Annotated in this window: 18 protein-coding genes; 9 read left to right on the top strand and 9 right to left on the bottom strand. The window is 70.8% G+C overall.

Annotation, left to right across the window (positions count from 1 at the left end; genetic code table 11):
• Positions 1–54: 54 nt before the first annotated feature.
• The 5 genes from OG798_RS11905 (at position 55) to OG798_RS11885 (ending at position 4,723) form a co-directional block, all read left to right on the top strand.
• A complete protein-coding gene (locus tag OG798_RS11905) occupies positions 55–1,032 on the top strand; it encodes an NADPH:quinone oxidoreductase family protein (RefSeq protein WP_095856039.1) in 978 nt (325 codons plus the stop codon).
• Positions 1,029–2,210 carry an acyl-CoA dehydrogenase family protein gene (locus OG798_RS11900; protein ID WP_095856040.1) on the top strand — a complete coding sequence of 394 codons (1,182 nt, stop codon included), beginning with the start codon at positions 1,029–1,031 and terminating at the stop codon, positions 2,208–2,210. The genes OG798_RS11905 and OG798_RS11900 overlap by 4 nt, the downstream gene beginning before the upstream one ends.
• Positions 2,207–3,319: an acyl-CoA dehydrogenase family protein gene (locus OG798_RS11895; protein ID WP_328756957.1), complete on the top strand. Its 1,113-nt coding sequence runs from the start codon at positions 2,207–2,209 to the stop codon at positions 3,317–3,319. The genes OG798_RS11900 and OG798_RS11895 overlap by 4 nt, the downstream gene beginning before the upstream one ends.
• Positions 3,320–3,494: 175 nt before the next feature.
• On the top strand, positions 3,495–4,352 hold the full coding sequence (locus OG798_RS11890) for a phosphatidylinositol-specific phospholipase C/glycerophosphodiester phosphodiesterase family protein (RefSeq protein WP_121416861.1): 858 nt from the start codon (positions 3,495–3,497) through the stop codon (positions 4,350–4,352).
• Between the two features lie 176 nt (positions 4,353–4,528).
• A complete protein-coding gene (locus OG798_RS11885; RefSeq protein WP_054228939.1) occupies positions 4,529–4,723 on the top strand; it encodes a hypothetical protein in 195 nt (64 codons plus the stop codon).
• Positions 4,724–4,741: 18 nt separating this feature from the next.
• Here OG798_RS11885 and OG798_RS11880 read toward each other — a convergent pair whose 3' ends face one another.
• Both OG798_RS11880 and OG798_RS11875 read right to left on the bottom strand, forming a co-directional pair.
• Positions 4,742–6,016, bottom strand: coding sequence for a phosphodiester glycosidase family protein (locus OG798_RS11880; RefSeq protein WP_267061119.1), 1,275 nt, complete (start codon positions 6,014–6,016; stop codon positions 4,742–4,744).
• A gap of 75 nt (positions 6,017–6,091) precedes the next feature.
• Positions 6,092–6,466: a DUF779 domain-containing protein gene (locus OG798_RS11875; RefSeq protein WP_095856043.1), complete on the bottom strand. Its 375-nt coding sequence runs from the start codon at positions 6,464–6,466 to the stop codon at positions 6,092–6,094.
• A 382-nt stretch (positions 6,467–6,848) separates the two neighbouring features.
• Between OG798_RS11875 and OG798_RS11870 the strand changes: the two genes are divergently transcribed.
• Positions 6,849–7,943, top strand: coding sequence for a DUF3500 domain-containing protein (locus OG798_RS11870; protein ID WP_328756956.1), 1,095 nt, complete (start codon positions 6,849–6,851; stop codon positions 7,941–7,943).
• A 38-nt stretch (positions 7,944–7,981) separates the two neighbouring features.
• Complete coding sequence (locus OG798_RS11865; protein ID WP_267061117.1) at positions 7,982–9,400, top strand: HupE/UreJ family protein; 1,419 nt, start codon at positions 7,982–7,984, stop codon at positions 9,398–9,400.
• A gap of 604 nt (positions 9,401–10,004) precedes the next feature.
• On the opposite strand, the gene OG798_RS11860 is transcribed toward OG798_RS11865, so the two are convergent.
• The 4 genes from OG798_RS11860 to OG798_RS11845 all read right to left on the bottom strand — a co-directional run bounded on the left by OG798_RS11860 (position 10,005) and on the right by OG798_RS11845 (position 14,554).
• Positions 10,005–11,657 (bottom strand): serine/threonine-protein kinase, encoded by a 1,653-nt coding sequence (locus OG798_RS11860; RefSeq protein WP_121416864.1) that lies wholly within the window; start codon positions 11,655–11,657, stop codon positions 10,005–10,007.
• Between the two features lie 143 nt (positions 11,658–11,800).
• Positions 11,801–13,219, bottom strand: coding sequence for a DHA2 family efflux MFS transporter permease subunit (locus OG798_RS11855; protein ID WP_183127428.1), 1,419 nt, complete (start codon positions 13,217–13,219; stop codon positions 11,801–11,803).
• 20 nt (positions 13,220–13,239) lie between these two features.
• Positions 13,240–14,049, bottom strand: coding sequence for an alpha/beta fold hydrolase (locus OG798_RS11850; protein ID WP_328756955.1), 810 nt, complete (start codon positions 14,047–14,049; stop codon positions 13,240–13,242).
• Between the two features lie 46 nt (positions 14,050–14,095).
• Positions 14,096–14,554, bottom strand: coding sequence for a cupin domain-containing protein (locus tag OG798_RS11845; protein WP_095856049.1), 459 nt, complete (start codon positions 14,552–14,554; stop codon positions 14,096–14,098).
• 124 nt (positions 14,555–14,678) lie between these two features.
• Here OG798_RS11845 and OG798_RS11840 point away from each other — a divergent pair, with 124 nt between their 5' ends.
• Both OG798_RS11840 and OG798_RS11835 read left to right on the top strand, forming a co-directional pair.
• Positions 14,679–15,284 carry a TetR/AcrR family transcriptional regulator gene (locus OG798_RS11840; protein ID WP_097226555.1) on the top strand — a complete coding sequence of 202 codons (606 nt, stop codon included), beginning with the start codon at positions 14,679–14,681 and terminating at the stop codon, positions 15,282–15,284.
• Positions 15,285–16,066: 782 nt separating this feature from the next.
• A complete protein-coding gene (locus tag OG798_RS11835) occupies positions 16,067–16,639 on the top strand; it encodes a DUF6529 family protein (protein WP_121416866.1) in 573 nt (190 codons plus the stop codon).
• A 137-nt stretch (positions 16,640–16,776) separates the two neighbouring features.
• Here OG798_RS11835 and OG798_RS11830 read toward each other — a convergent pair whose 3' ends face one another.
• The 3 genes from OG798_RS11830 to OG798_RS11820 form a co-directional block, all read right to left on the bottom strand.
• Positions 16,777–18,078, bottom strand: coding sequence for a cytochrome P450 (locus OG798_RS11830; protein WP_267061115.1), 1,302 nt, complete (start codon positions 18,076–18,078; stop codon positions 16,777–16,779).
• Positions 18,079–18,720: 642 nt separating this feature from the next.
• Positions 18,721–20,244 (bottom strand): acetaldehyde dehydrogenase ExaC, encoded by a 1,524-nt coding sequence (exaC, locus tag OG798_RS11825; RefSeq protein WP_095856053.1) that lies wholly within the window; start codon positions 20,242–20,244, stop codon positions 18,721–18,723.
• Between the two features lie 56 nt (positions 20,245–20,300).
• Positions 20,301–21,653, bottom strand: a complete 1,353-nt coding sequence (locus OG798_RS11820; protein ID WP_328760021.1) for a GAF domain-containing protein — start codon at positions 21,651–21,653, stop codon at positions 20,301–20,303.
• Positions 21,654–21,724 lie beyond the last annotated feature (71 nt).

The raw sequence follows: 21,724 nt of genomic DNA, 5'->3' as shown, positions 1-21,724 counted from the left end.
CGCTTAGTATGCGGTCGAGCCCGGTCAGACAGAGCAGTCCCGTGGAGGCCCCGCATGCAGGCATGGCAAGTACACCAGCTCGGCGAACCGAGCCAGGCGATGCAGCTCCAGGACGTGGAGCGACCGGTGCCCGGTGAGGGGCAGGTCCTGCTCAAGGTGCGCGCGGCGAACATCAACTTCCCGGACGTGCTGATGTGCCGCGGGCACTACCAGGTCAGGCCGCCACTGCCGTTCACGCCCGGCGTGGAGATCTGCGGCGAGACCGAGGACGGACGCCGCGTGCTGGCCAACCCCGCGCTGCCGCACGGCGGTTTCGCCGAGTACGCCGTCGCGGACGCCGCCGCCCTGCTGCCCGCGCCCGACACCCTCGACGACGCCGAGGCGGCCGCCCTGCACATCGGCTACCAGACGGGGTGGTTCGGTCTGCACCGCCGGGCCCGTCTCGAAGCCGGCGAGACACTGCTCGTCCACGCCGCCGCCGGAGGGGTCGGCAGCGCGGCCGTGCAGCTGGGCAAGGCGGCGGGCGCCACCGTCATCGGCGTGGTCGGCGGTGCCGACAAGGTGGCCGTGGCGCGCGAGCTGGGCTGCGACGTCGTCATCGACCGGCGTACCCAGGACGTCATCGCCGCCGTGAAGGAAGCCACCGGCGGCCGCGGCGCCGATGTGATCTACGACCCCGTCGGCGGCGAGGCGTACACCCAGTCCACCAAGGTCGTCGCCTTCGAGGGCCGGATCGTCGTCGTGGGCTTCGCCAGCGGCTCGATCCCCAGCCCGGCGCTCAACCACGCCCTGGTGAAGAACTACGCGATCCTCGGCCTGCACTGGGGCCTGTACGGCACCAAGAACCCCAAGCTGATCCAGCACTGCCACGAGCAGCTCACCGAGCTGGCCGCGCGCGGCGCCATCAAGCCGCTGGTCAGCGAGCGCGTGCCGCTGAGCGGCGGTGCGGCCGCCGTGCAGCGGGTCGGCGACGGTGTCACCACCGGCCGGGTCGTCGTGGTGCCCTCTCTCGAGAACGGAGCAGCCGCATGACCGACGCAGCCGAACTGCGCACCCGTACGAAGGAGTTGCTGGCGGCGCACCCGCCCGCGACCACGGACCGCCTCGACTTCCTCAAGGCCCGTTTCGACGCCGGACTCGCCTGGGTGCACTACCCCGAGGGCCTCGGCGGGCTCGGCGCCCCGCGCACCCTCCAGGCCGTCGTGGACGCCGAACTGGAGGCTGCCGGCGCCCCCGACAACGACCCGCGGCGCATCGGCATCGGCCTCGGCATGGCCGCGCCGACCGTCCTCGGCTTCGGCACCGAGGAGCAGAAGCGGGACTTCCTCAGGCCGTTGTGGGTCGGCGAGGAGGTCTGGTGCCAGCTCTTCAGCGAGCCCGGCGCCGGGTCCGACCTGGCCGCGCTCGGTACGCGTGCCGTCCGGGAGGGCGACACCTGGGTGGTCAACGGGCAGAAGGTGTGGACCTCCAGCGCCCACGTCGCCCGCTGGGCCATCCTCATCGCCCGCACCGACCCGGACGTGCCCAAGCACCGCGGCATCACGTACTTCATCTGCGACATGACCGACCCCGGCGTCGAGGTGCGGCCGCTGCGCCAGATCACCGGCGAGGCCGAGTTCAACGAGGTCTTCCTCACCGACGTCCGCATCCCCGACGCGCACCGGTTGGGCGAGGTCGGCGACGGCTGGCGGGTCGCGCAGACCACGCTCATGAACGAGCGCGTCTCCATCGGCGGTATGCGCATCCCCCGCGAGGGCGGCATGATCGGCCCGGTCTCCAGGACCTGGCGCGAGCGTCCCGAACTGCGCACCCACGATCTGCACCAGCGGCTGCTGAAGCTGTGGGTGGAGGCCGAGGTCGCCCGGCTCTCCGGCGAGCGGCTGCGCCAGCAGCTCGTCGCGGGCCAGCCCGGCCACGAGGGCTCCGGGATGAAGCTCGGATTCGCTCGCCTCAACCAGGAGATCAGCGGCCTCGAGGTTGAACTCCTCGGCGAAGAAGGCCTGCTGTACGACGACTGGACGATGCGCCGACCGGAACTGGTCGACTTCACCGGCCGCGACGCCGGCTACCGCTATCTGCGCTCCAAGGGCAACAGCATCGAGGGCGGGACCAGCGAGGTCCTGCTGAACATCGTCGCCGAACGCGTGCTGGGCCTGCCGTCCGAGCCGCGCACCGACAAGGACGTCGCGTGGAAGGACCTGACCCGATGATGATGACGACAACACAGAGCACCCAGCCCGATCTGCTGTACTCCGAGGAGGAAGAGGCGCTGCGCGCCGCCGTCCGCGACCTCCTCACCGACCACTGCGACGCGGCGGGCGTCATCACCCGCACCGAGACGGACACCCCGCACGACCCCGAGCTGTGGAAGGCGCTCTCGGACGGGATGGGCCTGGCGGGCCTGCTCGTACCCGAGTCGCTGGGCGGCCAGGGCGCCACCCACCGCGAAGTCGCCGTGGTGCTGGAGGAGCTGGGGCGTGCGGTCGCGCCGGTGCCGTATCTGACCAGCGCCGTCGTCGCCACCGAGGCGCTGCTGGCCTGCGAGGGCGAGGAGGCCGCCGGGCTGCTGACGGCGCTGGCGTCGGGCCGGACGATCGGCGCGCTCGCCGTCGCGCTGTCCGTGGCACCCGGCGGCGCCCACAAGACCGTACGGAACGAGGACGGCCTTCTGCACGGGGAGCTGACGGGGATCGCGGACGCGGCGGTGGCCGACGTGCTGCTGGTTCCGGCGGGCGACGGCGGGCTGTACGCGGTGGACGCGGACGCCGTGACGCTCACCCCGCAGGTGTCCCTCGACCTCACCCGGCCGCTCGCCACGGTCACCTTCGACGGGGTGCGGGCACGTCGCCTCGGCGCCGCCGAACCCGCCGTACGACGAGCCCTGCGCAGCGGCGCGGGACTGCTCGCCTCCGAGCAACTCGGGCTCGCCGACTGGTGCTTGACCGAGACGGTCCGCTATCTCAAGGACCGCAAGCAGTTCAACCGGCCCGTCGGCGGATTCCAGGCGCTCAAGCACCGGCTCGCGCAGCTGTGGCTGGAGGTCGTCAACACACGCGCCGCCGCCCGCGGTGCCGCCGACGCGCTCGCGACCGGCAGCGCGGACACCGACGTGTCGGTCGCCGTCGCCCAGGCGTACGCGGCGCCCGTCGCCGTCCACACCGCCGAGGAGGCCCTCCAACTGCACGGGGGCATCGGGATGACCTGGGAGCACCCGGTTCACCTCTATCTGAAGCGGGCCAAGGCGGACTCGATCGCGTACGGCACGGCGGGAGCCCACCGCACGGCGCTGGCCGAACTGGTGGACCTGCAAGCCCCCTGACCTACCTCTGCCAGAGGCCCGCCCCACCAGGGGCGGGCCTCTCGGTGTGCGCACCGCGGGTGAAGTGAACGGACAGCGGCAGTCCGGCCAACTCCCCTCACCTCAAGGTTTGTTGGGCCCCGGGGGACCGCATACTCGCTGAGGTCCGTAGCGCACCCCTCAAGGGAGGCAGAGCATGGCCCTCACCACCCGTCGCAGAGCCCTCACCACCCTCGGCGCCGCCCTAGCGGGCTCGGTCGCCCTGCCCGCCTCGCGAGCACTGGCGGGGGAGGAGAAGCACCACACGCGCCCCCTGCGGCGTGCCCACGCGCACAACGACTACGAGCACCCGCGCCCCCTGTTCGACGCCCTCGACCACCGCTTCGGCAGCGTCGAGGCCGACATCTACCTCGTGGGCGACCAACTCCTCGTCGCCCACGACCCGGTCGACCTCGACCCGAACCGCACCCTCGAATCCCTCTACCTCGCCCCGCTCGCCGCCCGTGTGAAGGCCAACCACGGCTCGGTCTACCGGGGATACCGGAGGCCCCTGCAACTCCTCATCGACATCAAGACCGAGGGCTCGTCGACGTACCTCGAACTCGACCGCCATCTGAGCCGCTACCCGCACCTGTTCACCACCTACGCGCACGGCCGGGCGCGCCCGGGGCCGATCACCGCGGTGATCTCCGGCGACCGCGCCGCCCGTACGCCCATGGAGGCGCAGAGCGTGCGGCGCGCCTTCTACGACGGCAGGCTCACCGACCTCGGCAGCGCGGCCCCCGCCTCCTTCATCCCGCTGATCTCGGACAACTGGACGCTCAACTTCACCTGGCTGGGCGACGGCCCGTTCCCCGACGCCGAGCGTGCGAAGCTGCGCGGCATCATCGCGGCGGCGCACCGACGCCACCAGAAGGTGCGGTTCTGGGCCACGCCCGACCTGGCGGGCCCGGCGCGCGAGGCCCTGTGGGGCGAACTACTGGCCGCCGACCTCGACTACTTCAACACCGACGACCTCGCCGGGCTCGAAGCCTTCCTCGACGCACACGAGTAGACGCGTGCGCGTAGGACGCACGCGAGTGGACGCGCACGATCAGGTGCACGCGCTGGTGTGCGAGCGGGCGTAGACACCACACGTTCGGAGGACACGTCAGCCGCCCGGACGAACCCTCCGCTACGCGACACTTGCGGCCGAAAGCCGCGGTGTCGACGTGGCGGAGGAGGTTGACGATGGCCATTTCCATCTCTGTGGTGGTACTGCTCCTGATCCTCGCGGTGGTCTTCCTGCGCAACGGCGCGCTGAAACCCTCGCACGCGGTGGTCTGCGTCCTGCTCGGCTTCTATCTGTCGACCACCAGCATGGCGCCGACCATTCAGAACGGGCTCACCGCGACGGCGGACATCGTGAGCAGCCTGCGCCCCTGATGTTCGGCTTCAGGTGTGTCAGCTGTGTGAGAACACCCCGATGCCGTTGGGGACCGGGCGTTCGGCGCCACCGGAGGGGTGGTTGAGGACGCTCACCGCGCCCGCTCCCGGCATCCGCGCCACCATGGTCGTGGAGCCGCCGCCGTCCAGACTGAACGCGTCGACGGAGCCCAACGACCGCATGGCGTGCGCCACTTCGGCGACGGTCAGTCCGCCGCGGTAGGCGGCCGCGCCGTCGAGGGCGAGCAGAAGCAGGCGCCGCCCCTTGTTCGCGATGCCCACGGCGGTCCGTACGGCCGAGGTGGTGTTGTTCAGACCGGGCAGCGGCTGCCCGTGAGTGAGGACCGGACAGCCGCCGATGGCGAAGCGGTACCGGATCCGGGTGCCGGCCGCGACGAGCCAGTGCTGAATGCGGACCGCCTGCCCCTTCGCCAGCTTGCGCAACTGCTGCGCGCCCGCCTCGCGCCCCACCAGCACGGTGGTGCCGGACGCGATGGGGCCGCCGCCCGGTGTGGTGGCCGTCGACACGACCCGGCCGCGGCGGACCGTCACCTCGTAGGTGTCCGCGCTGCAGGGCGCGGCGCGGTCGATGTCGGTGCCGCAGACGGCCCGCTTCCGGGAGACACCGCCCCAGGCCGAGGTGAACGCGCCGATGGAACCCTGCGGCAGCGCGTACTGGTTGAGCCCACCGAGCGCCCACCGCCCACGGGAGCTGCGCACGGAACCGTCGAGGGCCAGACTGTCCAGCCGGGCCCGGCCGTCCAGGCCCACGCCGAGCACGTTCTTCGTGGTCGTGCCGGGCGGGAGGGTGGGGCCGAAGCGCTGACCGTCCGGGACCGCCGCCTTCAGAGCGCGGCCGTTCGCGATCGCCGGACCCACGGTCGCGCCCGTGGCCTCGACCCCAGGATGCTGGGCCTCGGAGATGTCGAAGAAGTCACCGTTGACGCCGGCGACGGCGCCCTGCGCCTCGGCCAGCCGGGAGACGGCCGCCCGGGAGGCCACGGCCGCGGAGTGGAGGAGATCGACGCGCACATGACGGTTGCTCAGGTCGACGCTCAGTAAGTGTGCGCGCGCCACGCCCTGGGCGGCCGGGAGGTTGAACTCCCTGTACGTGATGCCCGGGGCGACGGCCTTGCCGACGAGGGTCTTCGCGTCCGCGACCGTGCCGTTCCAGGTGCGGGCGCCTTCCACGCCGCTGGCCGGTGCCGCCCCCACCAGGGCCGCACCGGCCAGCGCGCTCCATGCCGTGAGAACCGTCAGTGCTGTTCTGAGTCGTCCGTCGCGAGGTGTCACGGTGCCCCCTGAGGTCTCGTCAACTGTCCAAGGACTCAGGGGGATTGCAGCAGACCGCGACGACCTCCGCGGGGCCTAGGCGTCTACGACGCGGGAACGGATGAGAAAACGCACTCCTTCGGGTGCTTCCAGGGAGAAACCGCTGCCGCGGCCCGCCACGACATCGACGATCAGCCGCGTGTGGCTCCACAGCTCGTACTGGCTCCTCGACATCCAGAACGTCACCGGCTCGTCGAGCCCCTCGACGTCCAACTCGGCGAGCAGCACGTCGGAGCCGCCGGTGCGGAACTCGCCCTCCGGGTAGCACATGGGCGCACTGCCGTCGCAGCAGCCGCCGGACTGGTGGAACATCAACGGTCCGTGGACCGCCCGCAGCCGCCGCAGCAACTCGGCGGCCGAGGGCGTCAGCTCCACGCGCGGGGCGGCGTCCGTCGTCTCCTGCTGGTCCATGGCGTGTCCCTGCCTTGATGCGCGGAAGCGGATGCCACCGCTTCGCGCGACGGTTGGTTGGTCCGGAACCGGTCCGGATCTCGCTTTGCGGCTGAATCGCCGGTCGCAGTGGCCGCTCGTTCCTGGCCTGTGGTGTCCAGCCAACACCAGGCTGGGTTGCACCCAGGTTGCGTGGCGCGGTCGGCCCTGACGTCGGGCTGAATCATCCTGGCCGTCCGGATCCCGGTCAGGCCACGCGAGTGGCACCGCGGGGCCGGGGTCCCCATGGCGCGCTCAGGGACGGGGACGCGGCGGTCCGGTCGGCGGGCCCGTGGCACAGCCGGCGCCGTCACGGCAATGGTGCTGGTCAGCGGCGGATATGCGGTGGCAAATGCATCGACGGATGTGCCGGCAGCCAAATCGGCCGCAGGCGTCAAGCGCCCGGTCGACGCTGGACGCCGACCAGCAGGCGGAGGTACTGCTGGACTTCTCTCAGGCGAACGCGACAGCCTGGTCGAACCTGCCGTGCGGCTCGTCCTGTCGGCCCGGCATCCGGCTCAGCTCCCTGACGGACACTCAACTGGCCGCCGCCATGAAGGTGGTGAAGCTGGCCACGGGCACCGGCAAGGGCACCGGGTACGACCAGATCACGCAGATCATCAAGGCCGACCACGTGCTCAACTCGGCGCAGAGCACCAGTTCCGCGGGGCCGGCGCCCTCGGGCAGCGCGTCGAGCACGGTCTCGGCGGACCCGTCCGCCACGGCGGCCCCGAGCTCGACGGCCACCGACGTCCCGACGGGCACGCCGCCGTCCGGTGGCCCAGGAGGAGGCGGTCTCGGCGGCTACGGCAGCGGGGTCTACTTCCTGGCGTTCCTGGGCACCCCCTCGGCGGACGGTACCTGGCAGCTGCATTTCGGCGGCCACCACCTCGCCGTGAACGAGACCTACAAGAAGGGCAAGGTGGCAGGCGCCAGCCCCTTCTTCATCGGGGTCGAGCCGACCACCTGGACCGACGACGACGGCACCACGTACTCGCCCCTGGAGAAGCAGCGCAACGGCCTGCTCGCGCTGACCGGCAGCCTGAGCACGGAGCAGCTGGCCACCGCCAAGCTGTCCGCGTCGTTCAGCGACGTGCTCCTCGGCCCGGGTGAGGACGGCCAGTTCCCGGAGACCAAGGAAGGCGTCAAGGTCAGCTCGCTGTCGCCCAATCAGAAGCAACTGGTGCTGAAGGCGATCCACCCCTGGGTCGCCAACGTGGACGACGCCACCGCGAAGAAGCTCATGAAGACGTACGAGCATGAGCTGAACGAGACCTACGTCGCCTACTCCGGCGGCACCGGCCTGGACACCCAGGGCGACTACGTACGCATCGACGGTCCCGGCGTGTGGGTCGAGTTCGTCTGCCAGAACGGCGTGGTGTACCGGGACCAGATCCACTACCACACCGTGTACCGCGACCACACCCGCGACTACGGTAGCGAGTTCACCTTCTCATGACCCGACCGCGAACTTGGCTGACCACAGCACTTCGCCGGGTGGCTGGGATCGCGACCGTGGTACCGGCGGCGCTCCTGCTCGGAGCGTCGCCGGCCGCCGCGCACCCGATGCCGCACTCAGTGGTCCAGCTCGACGTGTACAAGGCCTCCGTCACCGCGCGGCTGGAACTGCCGGTCGGCGACCTCGCCACGGCCGGCGGGATCGATCTGACCCACATCGAACCGTCGGCCCTGCCCGCCAAGGCCACGGCCATCCGCGCCTACCTCGGCCGCCACATCCGCCCGATGTCCCTCAAGGGCAAAGCCTGGCAGGTCAGCATCGGCGCGCTGAGCCTCAGCCGCACCCAGCAGACCTCCACCGGCCCGTACCGCGAGCTGGTCGCCAAGGCCGTACTCACCCCGCCGGCCGACGGTGACGTACGGCACTTCACCCTGAACTACGACGTGATCGTCCATCAGGTCGTCACCCACGTGACGCTGGTGTCGGTACGACAGGACTGGGCCGCAGGCCGCGTCAGCGGCGAGGGCGCCACCCAGGTCGGCACCATCCGTCTCGATGTCCGGCACATGAGCGTCCAGCCGCTTACCGTCGACCTCGGCGAGGGGAGCGCTTGGCGCGGCTTCGTCGCCATGCTCGAACTCGGCGGCAACCACATCCTCACCGGCACCGACCATCTGCTGTTCCTGCTCATCCTGCTCCTGCCCGCACCGCTGCGGGCCACCGGGGGACGCTGGCACGGCCTGGTCGGCGCCCGCGCCGCGCTCGGGCGCATCGGCCGCATCACGCTCGCTTTCACCGCCGGCCACTCCGTGGCGCTGGTCGCCACCGCCCTCAGTCGCCTGGAGACACCCAGCTGGCCGGTCGAGGCGTTCATCGCCGCCAGCATCCTCGTCGGCGCCGTACACGCGATCCGCCCCCTGTTCCCGGACCGCGAAGCGGTCGTGGCCGGCGTCTTCGGCCTCGGCCACGGTATGGCGTTCTCCTTCGTGCTCGCCGAGATGCATCTGGCGACCGGACAGCTCGTGTTCAGTCTCCTCGGCTTCAACCTGGGCATCGAGCTGGTCCAGCTCCTGCTGGTCTGCCTCGCCCTGCCCTCGCTGCTGGTGATCGCGCGGATGCGGGTACAGCCCACGCTGCGGGTGGGCGGCGCGCTGCTCACCGGCACGGCGGCCCTCGGCTGGCTGGTCGACCGGCTCGGTGCGCCCAACCCGCTGGCCCGGGCGGCCGGCAGTGCCGGAGCCCACACCACGCTGATGCTGGCCACCCTCGCGCTGGCCGCGATCGCCGCCGTCGGCTGGACACTGGCCACCGGCCGACGCGCGCTGTCCGAACGGGGCGATGGTGTCCGCCTACGGCCAGAGCCGCGGCCGGAGGCCGGGCCTGGATCGGAGCTCTCACGCAACCCGCGCGAACACGCCGGTCATGTGCTGGGCGACTCCAGATCTGCTGGTGGATAGTCCTTGGCGGCGTTGCCAGGCGTCCATGACGTGGGCGGCGATGCCGCGGTGCTCAGTGCTGTGGTCGACCTGGTACCGGCGATCCGGGGCTGGAGGCCAAGCGCGTCGGGGCGCCGTGGTTGAGCAGGGGAGGAGAGTGCCGAGCAGGTCGTCCGGCTCGCCCCCGCGCCGGCCCGGCACCGGCTGGATCTCCGACACCCAATTCGAGAAGCACAACTCGGCGGTGCCAGGCCGTGCCTGCGGAGGTATACCAGGTCGACCAGGGCGTGAGGGAGGTCGAGTGCGGCAGGACGATCGAGTCGAGAAGTGCAGCAGTTCGGTGCACGCCGTGTCCTTGTGGCACTCGCCCGTGCTGCTCAGATCGACAGCCTGGAGCTGTGACGGGGCGCATGGAGAACGCCGACCCGCTGCGGGCCGAGGTCGACCCGCAGGAGAACCGGGTCAAGCGCTGGTCGCGACGCCGGGGCTCGGCGTGATGGGCTTCGGCAAGCCAGCCCTGGCGAGCACGCTCACGGTGTTCGACGTGGACAGGGCGGTAAGGCGAGAGAAGAGATTGACGGGCTCAACGACGAGATGCATGCGCTCGGTGCTCAGCAGCCGCCCGTCAAGGTTGGTGTGTGACGCTCACCTCTACGGTCAGCGTGCCTCTGTTGTCCTCGGAGCAGGATCCGGCGGCGTCGTTGATCCCCAGTTGCAGGGGGCCGTTCTGAGCTGCCCGGAAAGCCAGTTTCCGCCCGACGGAGTGGACGGGGGCGTCCTGACTGACGGAGAGGCGTGCCAGCAGGGTGCCGAACGGCGCCGCCGGCTTGATCTTGCAGCTCTTCGCCCCGTCCAGTGACTGGTCCGTGAGCGCGTCGTAGCCGGTCGGCCCGGTCACGGGTTTGTTCCGGTAGTCGACCGTCCATTCCCCGGAAACGAACCGTACGGTGACCCGGTCTCCCCGCTGGACGGTCAGTCCGGTCACCGACTGCCAGCCGGTCGTCGACCGAACGACCTGACTGACGGTCGCCGTCGTGGGGTCCTTCTTGAGCGGCAGTACCCCGGTGAGGAAGAGACCGCCGCCGACGCCCGCCGCCAGCACCGCCGTACCGGCCAGTGCCCACCACAGCCGCTTCGGGCCCCTCGGACGGGACGACCGCCGGGGCGCGGGCTTGAGCGACGTGGTGTGCAGGGCCGTCGGTACGGGTTCCCCGGCCGGGACGAGTCGCCCCTGGCCGCTGGTCACGGTGTCCGCGTCGGTCAACGCGGCTGAAGGCTGGAACACGCGCACGGTCGGTGACGGCAGTGGCCCGGCGTCCGCCTCTCCCGCCGCGAGGCGTCGCAGCGCGGAACGCGCGGTGGCCGCCGAAGGGCGCTCGTCGGGGGACTTGCGCAGCAGTGCCTCGACGAGCGGGCGCAGTGGGCCGAGCCGCTCCGACAGGACGGCTTCCTCGTACGCCACCGCGTGCAGCGTCGCGGGCCGTGCCGGTCTGCGGAACGGGGACTGCCCGCCGCAGACCGTGGCGAGGGTCGCGCCCAGGGACCACAGGTCGGAGGCCGGGCCGACCGGCGATCCCATCACCCGCTCGGGTGCCATGTACTCGAGGGAGCCGATCAGTTCACCGGTGGTCGTCAAGAACTCGCCGTCGTCCAGGGCCGCGATACCGAAGTCGGTGAGGACGGCGTTGCCGTCGCGGCGCAGCAGGACGTTGGCGGGCTTGACGTCACGGTGCAGGGTGCCGGCCGCGTGCACGGCCTCCAGCGCGTCGAGCAGTTGCACACCCAAGGCGGCGGTGTGCTGCGGCGTGAGCGGCCCGCTCGCGGCGATCCGGTGGGCCAGCGAGGGTCCCTCGACGAGTTCCATGACGATCCACAGCCGGTCCTCGGACTCGACCAGGTCGTGGACGCCCACCACATGGGGATGCGACACCCGGGCGACCGCGCGCGCCTCACGGACCGCGCGGCGCACCCGTACGCGCTGCTCCTCGTCGCCCTGGGTGAGGATGTGCAGTTCCTTGGCCGCGACCGGGCGGTCCAGCAGCTGGTCGTGGGCGCGCCAGACCGTGCCCATCCCGCCTCTGCCGAGAACGTCGTGAAGCAGATACCGACCGGCGATCAGCCGCCCCGAGCCTCGTTCCGAACGCGTCGCCGCCTGGTGATCGCCATCTCCGGGTATCACGCGCTCTCTCACGTTTCCTTCCCGGTGGACTGGGCGCCCGCCGGCCGTCGTTCGATCAGTCGTCGTTCGTTCGTTCGCTCGTTGTTCGGGGCTGAGCATAGCGGAGCGTATCGTCGCGATATGCCGTCAACTCGCGCGCGGCGAGGGGCTTTTGGCGGCCCATGCTCTTCGGGGCCCCGGCTGCCCCTCCGTCGAGGCCGCGACGGGAAGGTCGATGACCGTGATGAACCGTGCAGGGGGTGTCAACGGGCGTCCAGGAGATCGCGCGGTACTCGGACGCGTTCGGACGGATCGTCACCTGCGGCCGTGCGGGCTGCCCAGGGTCCGGTGGTCAGGATGCCCAGGGCGAGGATGGCCAGACCGCAGCCGGCGATGATCCACCAGGCGGCCGGGCGTGCCCCGGCGGCGATCACGGCGCCGGTCACCGCGATGCCGAGCGCGGCGCCGACCTGACGGCTGGTCGCGGCGATCGCGGCGGCCACCCCGGCCTGGGCGCGCGGCAGGCCCGAGACCGCGGTGTGGGTGATGGGCGCGTTGACGAAGCCGAAGCCCAGTCCGAACAGTGCGTACGCCGCGTAGAGCAGGATGTCCGAGCGGTCGGCGGATCGGGTGGCGGGGACGGCCAGCAGGCCGCCGACGGTGATGCCGGCTCCGGCGAGCAGCAGCGGGACGCGCGGGCCGCGGCTGCCCACGATCCGCCCGGCCAGCGGCGGGCACACCAGTGACAGCACCGCCATCGGCAGCAAGTGCACTCCGGTACTCAGGGCGCTGAGCCCCAACACCTGTTGCAGGTAGAGGGTGTTGGCGAACAGGAAGCCGCCGAGCGCGGTGAAGGCGCACACCGCCATCACCGTCGCCCCGCTGAAGGGCGCGCTGCGGAAGAGGCGCGGGTCGACCAGCGGTTCGTCGCGTCTCTTCTCGTAGGGGATGAAGGCGGCCAGTGCGCCGACCGCGGTGATCAGGCAGGTCACGATGGCGGGGGAGGTCCAGCCCCGGCCCGGTGCCTCGATGATGGCGTACGTCAGGGTGCCGAGTGCGGTGATCACCAGCAGTTGGCCCACCGGGTCCACCCTGCGGGGCCGTGGCGCGCGTGACTCGGGGACGAACAGGCTGGTGAGCAGGAGCGCGGCCAGCCCGATCGGCACGTTCAGCCAGAACACCGACCGCCACCCGGCCGTCTGGACCAGTACGCCGCCGAGGATCGGCCCGGCCGCCATGCTGATGCCCACCACCCCGCCCCACACGCCGATGGCCCTTGCCCGCTCCCGCGGCTCGGGGAAGGCGCCCGCGAGGATGGCCATGGCGACCGGGGTGAGCATGCAGCCACCCACCGCCTGTGCCATGCGGAACACGATCAGCCAGTCCAGCGAGGGTGCCAGGCTGCACAGCGCCGATCCGCCGGTGAACAACACGAGCCCGAGGAGGAAGACGCGCCGTCTCCCGACGCGGTCGGCCGTGGAGCCGGCCAGGATGAGCAGCGAGGCCAGCACGATGGTGTAGGCGTCGAGGGTCCACTGCAGGCCCGACACGGAGCTGTGCAGGTCTTCCTGTATCGAGGGCAGGGCGACGTTGAGGATGGTGGTGTCGAGGCTGACCAGGAGCACGCTCAGGCAGCAGACGGCCAGGATCAACGTGGGTCTGCCGCGGTCGGGTTGAGACACATCGGTCCCCTTTCCCGGGGTCAGTGCTGCGGCCGGTCGGTGGCGTGGGCCTCGGCGAAGTCCCAGAGCACCGGGAGGAACTGCTCGGGCGTCTCGGTCTGGGGCATGTGGCCGGTGCCTTCCAGCAGACGGAACTCCGCGTCGGGGATGGCATGCGCGTACGCGCGTCCGTAGTCGGCGTCCACGACCTGGTCGCTTGCGCCCCATGCGACCAGGGTCGGGTGGGTGATCTTGGCGAGGCGGTCGGTCAGGGTGGGGTCGGCCATGGCGTGCGGGCCCGAATAGAGCTGCAGGGTGGCATGGTTGGCGGCCATGACCGCGCGCTGCGCCTCGGTCAGCTTGCTGGGATCGAAGCGGAACTTCGAGGGGTCGTGGAAGGAGAGACGGGACAGCTCGACGGGCGTCAGGGAGAAGGTGTCGGCTATCGGGTGGCCGGGGACGGGGATGCCGACGGCGTTGACGAGGGTGACGCTGCTGATCCGGTCGCTGCCCAGGGCCGCGAGTTCGGCGGCGATCCAGCCGCCGATCGAGTTGCCGACAACGGCGACGTCCCGCAGGTCGAGTACGTCGAGCAGTTGGGCGTAGACCTGGGCCAGGGTCGTGACGTCGGTCAGCCACTCGGGGCGGGCAGTGCCGTCGAACCCGGGGTGGACGGGGGTGAACACCCTGGCCGGACGCTGCTCGGCCAGCAGGCCGGCGAACGGGGCGACGGTCCCCGGGCCGCCGCCTCCGTGCAGCAGCAGGAAGGGGTGCCCCTCCTGCCCGAAGAGGTCGACGGTGACGTCGAGGGTGCCCTGGTCGAGCGTGAGCGTGTGGGTGCTGCGGGTCATTCGGTGCTCCTCAAGTGGACTGTGTCGAGAGGGAAGGGGGTTGCCGTCAGGCGAAGTCGGTCGCGGGGACGGTGGCGTAGCGGCTCATCACCGCGACGGTCGACTCCGGGGTCAGTTCCTGACCGCCCGCGATCATGTTCCGCAGGTCGCGGAAGTACTGCACGTACAGGTCGGGCGTGAAGGTGTTGAGCATCACCGCGGGTGTGTCGCCGAGGTTGGCGAAGGTGTGCGGGGCGCCGGGCGGGATCATGGCGAGCGTGCCGGCCGGGGCCACGTGGGTCGTCTCCCCGATGGTGAAGTGCACGGTGCCGGAGACGACGTAGAAGCCCTCGTCGTGCTGGGCGTGGCGGTGCTGGGGCGGGCCCTGGGTGTGCGGGGCGATGGTGATCTCTCCGATTCCGAGGCGGTGCCCGGTGGTGCTGCCGTCCTCGAGGATGCGCATCTGCGTGGGGCCCAGCTGGATGGTCTCGCCGTCGTCCGGGCCGACCAGGGAAACCGTGCTCATTGTTTCTCCTTCGTGAGAGTTGACTCTCATGAGATTAGGGGAGCCGGGTGGCATAATGCAAGTCAACTCTCACAATGAGGGATGGCTGCTAAAATGCGGGTGAGTCAACAGGAGGAGTCCCACGATGACGGCGCAGGCGGGCACCGGCCGCACCAACCAGAAGCAGCGCACGCGAACGGCGATCGTGGCGGCCGCCCGGGATCTCATGGACACGGGCGCCGAGGTGACCATGCCCGCGATCGCCCGCGCGGCCCTCGTCTCCGAGGCCACCGCCTATCGGTACTTCCCCGACCTTCCGTCGCTGATCAGCGAGGCCCTCGCCGGCGTCTGGCCGCCCCCCGCCGAGGCGCTCGCGCCGGTCGCGGACTCCACCGACCCCGTCGAACGCGTCGCCTTCGCCTGCGAGTTCCTCCTCCGCGGCATCCTCGCCCGCCAGGGCTCGGTACGCGCGATGATCGCCGCCACCATCACCCGGCCCGAGACGGTGACCACGCGACCGGGCGTTCGCTTCGGACTCATCGACCATGCGCTCCTCCCTCTGGAGGACACGCTCGGTGCGAGGGACCCGGACGGCTTCACCCAACTCAAGCGGGACCTCGCGGTGGTCGTGAGCGCCGAGGCGTTCTTCACCCTCACCGACCTGTGCGGGCTCGACCCCGACGCGGCCATCACCAGCGCCGTCCGGACCGCGGCCACCCTGACCGAGGCCGCGGTGCGCGCGATCGCGTAGTGGTGGGGTGCGGTCGGAATCGCGTAGCGGTGGGGGTGCCCTCGGAATTGCGTAGCGGTGGGGCGCGGTCAGAAGGGTGTTGATGAACCGGCTCGGCTTCAGCCCGCAGGCAAACGCCTCCCGTACCGGCCCGAGGCCCTCGACGGCTTCATCGCCGGAACCGGCCTGGCCCTCAACAACTCGACGTCACCCTGACGAGCCAACGTCAGGTGGACGGGGACCTCGCCAACAAAGCAGCGACTGCCCAGGCGGACCAGTTGGAGTGGACAGGACCCGAGCACCCGGGGCCAACTGGGAGAAGAGGTCCGCCGGGGTCGTTTCCCGCGGCCGCCTGGATGCGCAGTCCGACACCATGGAGCGCTCATGAAAGGAATGGCCCCGGCGACAGTGCCGGCGGTTTCCGCCATGCCGCTTGCTGCTGCAAGCGGCTGTCCCAACCGGACGATTCCGTCCGCCTGCGCCAGGCCCACATCGGGAGCGCTGTCAGCGGGCATCCCCGCATACATCGGCTCGGCCGCACCCGGCAGCGCGGCCGCCGCCCCTGGCACGGCCACGGTGCACTTCAGCGAGCTCGGCCCCGTCCTGGATGACGCCAAGGGGCGGACGCTCTACCTTCCCGAGGCCGCCACTCAAGTGACCCGCGCCGGGCCCCCGCTGCACTGCTGCGCGGGTGACACGACGGCCGCTGACACCAACGGCGAGGAAACCAGGGCGTCCGGCGCCACAGTGGTACGTCGTCAACGCATCCGGCAGCAGGGTCGACCCCGATTGATCGGGGACCGATGACCGGGCACACGGACGCGCGAACGCGGCGTCCCGCACGAAAGGTTGCGGGCTTTTTGGCTGCCTTGCTGCCGGTCGCGGTCGCGGTGGGGGTATACGCGTTCGGCCGCACGCACACACCCGACTACACCAGCGGGCTGTTCGGGCAGCACGGCGCCGACGTCTACGATCTCAAGGCGCGCCTGGGCAGCGCTCTGATGGCACTCGCGGTCGTCCAACTGCTGCTCGGGCTGTGGATGTACCGGCGCCTACCGGGAGCGGGGGCCGCGCCGCACCGGGTGCCCCCCACACACCGGCTCATCGGCCTCCTTGCCTTTCTGCTCTCGCTGCCCATCTCCTACCACTGCATCACCGCCTACGGAGTTGAGTTCACGAGCAGCCGAGTGGCGGTGCACTCCATCGCGGGCTGTCTCCTGTACGGCGCGTTCGTCGCCAAGGTGCTGGTGGTACGCAGCCGCCGACTGCCCGGTTGGGCGCTTCCGGCCGCCGGCGGCGCTCTGGTCGTCGTCATCGCACTGCTGTGGTACACAGCCGCCTTGTGGGTCTTCACCGGCTCCGCCCCCGGTTTCTGATGAGCCGACAGCTCACGGCGCAGGCCGACCAGCGCCAGCACGAGGTCCAGTACGAGGACACCGATCAGCGGTGAGTCAGAGCGCCGCGCGCAACACCTTTCTCGGCGTGCCTCTCGGCCTCGCGCGCAGGACTGCCCTCAGCTGCGCACGGTGGCACGCAGGCGCAAGCCGACCGTTGCGAGACCTACGAAGGTGGTGACCTGGTAGCCGGGTTCCGGTCCGGGCGGCTCGCTCACGTGGTAGCGGCGGGCGGTCTGCGCGGTCAGGAGCGTCAGCATCGCCATGGCCAGAGCGGCTCCCTCGCAGCCATGCGGCCCGGTACCGAAGGAGAGGAAGACCCCGGGTTTCGCCGGCGAGCCCGAATCATCGAGCCAGCGCTCGGGCTGGAACCGGTCCGGCTCGGAGTGTTCCCGTGCGTCGCGGTGGGCGGTGTAGGGGCAGACGAGAACGGTGGACCCGGCATCGATGGTGTAGTCGGCGAGCTGAGTCTGTCGCGCGGCGCGCCGGGTCAGTAGCCAGCTCGGGGGGTCCAGTCGCAGCACCTCGCGTACCAGTGCCTGGGTGTATTGAAGGCTGTCGAGGTGGGCGCTGGTCGTCGCGGCCGGGTCCGCGGGCAGCAAGTCGGCTTCGGTCGCGACGCGGCCCGCTGCCTGGGGGTGCCGGGCCAGGTGGAGCAGGATCCATCCGGCTGCTCGGGAAGGTGCCTCGAAGGTGGCGACGGTGATTCCGGGGAGAGTGTCGAGGATGGCCTCTTCCGGCAGCAGGCCGTAGCGGGAGGAGGGTCGGAGCATCTGTCCCAGCAGGTCGTCACCGAGCCGGCCCGATGAACGGCGCCGGCGGATGATGGGACGCAAAGCGTTGGTAAAGGCGACTTGCTGCCGTGTGCGGAACCGCCGTGCCGGTGTGGGGATCCAGCGCGGCCATACCCAGCGCGAGGGGCTTACGAGCACCTCCCGGGCCAGGAAGAGCTGTGCGGCAAAGGGCAGCAGGGTGGGAGCGTCTTCGGAGAAGAGGTAGCGCACGCCGACGTCTGCCAGGGCATGCCGTACGGGAGGCAGAATCTCGACGTCCTGGCCCGTGGGCCACTGGTCGGCAAAGCGAGCGGTCAGGGGCGCAATCTCACCGATGCGGGCTGCAACCGCCTGCGGGCGCAGCCCGCGCATGCGGGCGGCGTGAGCGTGGGCACGCTCCTCAGGCGTCGGTGCTCCGCTCGAGCCCTTCAGCGGCGGGAAGAGAGGCGAGGATGCCTTGGGGAAGTCCTGCGCGCGGTGCAGGACTGCTTCACACGGCCCGGCCGTAGCGGCCACGTAGACGCCCGGCTCCAGCTGCCAGACGTCCCCGCACTCGTCAGCGCCACGGCGCGCCTCTGCCAGCCGGTCGCGGCTCCAGGCCGCGAAGCTGCCTTCGGGCAACCGCGGCGGCTCATTCATTCGGGCCATGAGATCGTCCCTGACTCTGGTACCTGTCCAGGTCGATTTCGTCGGCAGCGTGGCTGAGAACCGACGGGCGCCCGGGGGCGCCCGTCGGCAGTGCGGTCAGGCCCGGTCGTCGCCGGCGTACCCGTCCCATTCGTGTTCCCCGTACGCACCGTAGTGGCGGGTGAAGGACAGTTTGCCGAGCAGCTTGGCGATCATGATGTACTCCTCTCGCCTGTCTGAACCCTCCCGGTCGAGGGCTCAGCAAAGAAGTTCTCGCCAGCACTAAATGGCACGCATACCATACTGTCATACATGCCGCATATGTCACATTCAGGTCATCGTCACTGAGTGTGTGGTTCAGCGCGGCTCGGCCGACCACGTAAGGCGCGGCGGCAGGGCGGTGATCAACCGGATGCCTCCAGGACCATGTCAACGTCCAACGACCCGGAAGACACCAGGTCGGCAAAGGGGTACGGGCTCCCCGACCGACCGACCGACCGACCGACCGACCGACCGACCGACAGGCAGGTCGGCCGCCACGTCACTGAACAACCCGCGCCACTCGATCCTCCGACCGGCCGTGTGCCGGGCTCGGTCGAGAGCGGGCTGAGCGAAAGGCGCCCGACGGGTGAACACCCAGTTCAGGCGCCTTTCATCGGGCGTCTAGAAGAAGCCCAGCTTCTTCGGCGAGTACGACACCAGGAGGTTCTTGGTCTGCTGGTAGTGCTCCAGCATCATCTTGTGCGTCTCGCGGCCGATCCCGGACTGCTTGTAGCCGCCGAACGCCGCGTGCGCGGGGTAGGCGTGGTAGCAGTTCGTCCACACCCGGCCCGCCTGGATCGCACGGCCCGCCCGGTACGCGGTGTTGATGTCGCGCGTCCATACGCCGGCCCCGAGGCCGTACAGCGTGTCGTTGGCGGTCTTGATGGCGTCGTCGAAATCGTCGAACGACGTGACCGAGACGACCGGGCCGAAGATCTCCTCCTGGAAGATCCGCATCCGGTTGTCACCCTCGAAGATCGTCGGCTGGACGTAGTAGCCGCCCTTCAACTCACCGTCGTACTCGACACGTTCGCCACCGGTGAGAATCCTGGCGCCCTCCTGCCGACCGATGTCCAGGTAGGAGAGGATCTTCTCCAACTGGTCGTTGGAGGCCTGCGCGCCGATCATCGTGTCGGTGTCGAGCGGGTGGCCCGGCTTGATCAGCTCGGTGCGGGCGACCGCCGCCTCCATGAACTCGCCGTAGTGACCGCGCTGGACGAGCGCCCGTGACGGGCAGGTGCAGACCTCGCCCTGGTTGAGGGCGAACATCGTGAAGCCCTCGAGTGCCTTGTCCCGGAAGTCGTCGTTCTGCGCCCAGACGTCGTCGAAGAAGATGTTCGGGGACTTGCCGCCGAGCTCCAGCGTGACCGGCTTGATGTTCTCCGAGGCGTACTGCATGATCAGCCGCCCGGTCGTGGTCTCACCCGTGAACGCCACCTTCGCCACCCGCGGGCTGGACGCGAGCGGCTTGCCCGCCTCCACGCCGAAGCCGTTGACGATGTTGACGACGCCGGGCGGCAGCAGGTCCGCGATCAGGCTCATCCAGTAGTGAAGGGACGCCGGGGTCTGCTCGGCGGGCTTGATGACGACCGCGTTGCCCGCCGCCAGCGCCGGGGCGAGCTTCCAGACCGCCATCAGGATCGGGAAGTTCCAGGGGATGATCTGCGCGACGACCCCGAGCGGCTCGTGGAAGTGGTACGCGACGGTGTCGTCGTCGACCTCGCCGAGCGAACCCTCCTGGGCGCGGATCGCCCCCGCGAAGTAACGGAAGTGGTCGATGGCCAGCGGGATGTCGGCGGCCAGGGTCTCGCGGACCGGCTTGCCGTTCTCCCAGCTCTCGGCGACCGCCAGCTTCTCCAGGTTCGCCTCCATCCGGTCGGCGATCTTCAGCAGGATGTCGCCTCGCGCGGTGACGGAGGTGCGGCCCCAGCCGGGCGCGGCCGCGTGCGCCGCGTCCAGCGCGCGCTCCACGTCCTCGGCGGTGCCCCGCGCGACCTCCGTGAACGGCTGTCCGTTCACCGGACTCGGGTTCTCGAAGTACTGCCCACGAGCCGGCGGCACGTACTCGCCGCCGATGAAGTGGTCGTAACGCGCCTGGTAGGAGACGATCGCGCCCTCGGTGCCGGGCGCCGCGTAACGGGTCATGCTGGTCTGCCTCCCGGAGAAGCGCTGCCCGCCGTTGGACAGCTCTCGCCGCGAGGCTAGGAGCGCGGACGTTGCAACGACGTTGCGGATGGAGCAGGTCGGCCTTGGCCGGCAACCGACCGAGCCCGCGCCGCGAGCGCCGCCGGGTACGGTCGGCCCGGTGGCGCGGCCTGTTCGCGCTCCAGCTCCTCCAGCCGGGCCCGCACCGTCGCCGTCGGGCGTACGGCGGCCAGCGCCCGCCATACGTCGAGGTCGTCCTCGCCCCACGGGGCGCGCGCCCAGTCCGCCAACAGGTCGGGGTCGCGACGCGCGATGAGCGCCGTACGCAGCCCGTCGGCGAGGCGGCGCCGCAACCGCACCACGGCCGGGGCTCCCGAACCCGGCAGCAGCGGACCGGCGTACGCCGCCGCGGCTGCCGTGACCGCACCCGTACCGAGCCGCCGTTCGACGACCGCCACGTCGGACTCGACCGGCGCCGTGAGCCGGTAGGGCCGCGAGCCCAGCAGGCCGGGGCCGAGCAGCCGGCGCAGTCGGGTCAGCTCGGCGCGCAGGGTCACCGGCGTCACCGACTCGTCCTCGTACAGTGCGCACAGCAACTCGTCGCCCGAGAGTCCCTCCGGGTGTCTTGCCAGCAGCACCAGGATCTCGCTGTGCCTGCGGCTGAGCCTGACCTTCCGGCCGCCCGCGACCAGTTGGGCCTCGTCGCGGCCGAGCGCGGTCAGTTCGACCGTGTCGGCGGCTGCTTCCGCCGGTGCGAGCAGTGCCAACTGGGACTCGGCGGCCCGCGCCACCGCCTGCACGAAACCGAGACTGTGCGGATGCGCGAGCCCGTCCCCGCCCGTGATGTCCACCGCGCCGAGCACCCGCCCGGTGCGCGGATCGTGCACCGGCGCCGCGGCGCACGTCCAGGGCTGGACCCGGCGGATGAAGTGCTCGGCCGCGAACACCTGCACCGGCTGGTCCACGGCGACCGCCGTTCCCGGCGCGTTGGTGCCGACCGAGGTCTCCGACCACCGCGCGCCCGGTACGAAGTTCATCCGCCCAGCCTGCCGCCGCGTCGCCGGATGTCCCTCGACCCACAACAGCCGGCCCTGCGCGTCGCACACCGCGAGAAGGTGCTCGCCGTCCGCCGCGAACGTCCCCATGAGCTCCCGGAAGAGCGGCATCACCCGAGCCAGTGGATGCTCCGACCGGTAGGAGCCCAGGTCGCCGTCCGTGAGTTCCACGTGTGCCGTGCCGTCCGGTGCGACACCGGCCCGTGCCGATCGCCGCCATGAATCGGCCACCACGGAGCGCACCGGTCGCGGCACCGTGCCCGCCTCGGTGAACGCCTCGTGCGCGCGGCGCAGTATCCGCACCCGCTCGACGGGATCGGCTCCTGGTTCGAGGGCCACCCACGGTTCGGTCAACTCGGCCTCCCGGTAGGCGATGCGGCTGAGACCATCGTCACTCCCGGTGCGGGCGCGGACAAGCGCCGTGA

Origin of the sequence: Streptomyces sp. NBC_00271, from assembly GCF_036178845.1 — a bacterium.
Lineage (GTDB): Bacteria > Actinomycetota > Actinomycetes > Streptomycetales > Streptomycetaceae > Streptomyces.
This window is presented reverse-complemented; position numbering and strand designations above follow the sequence as displayed.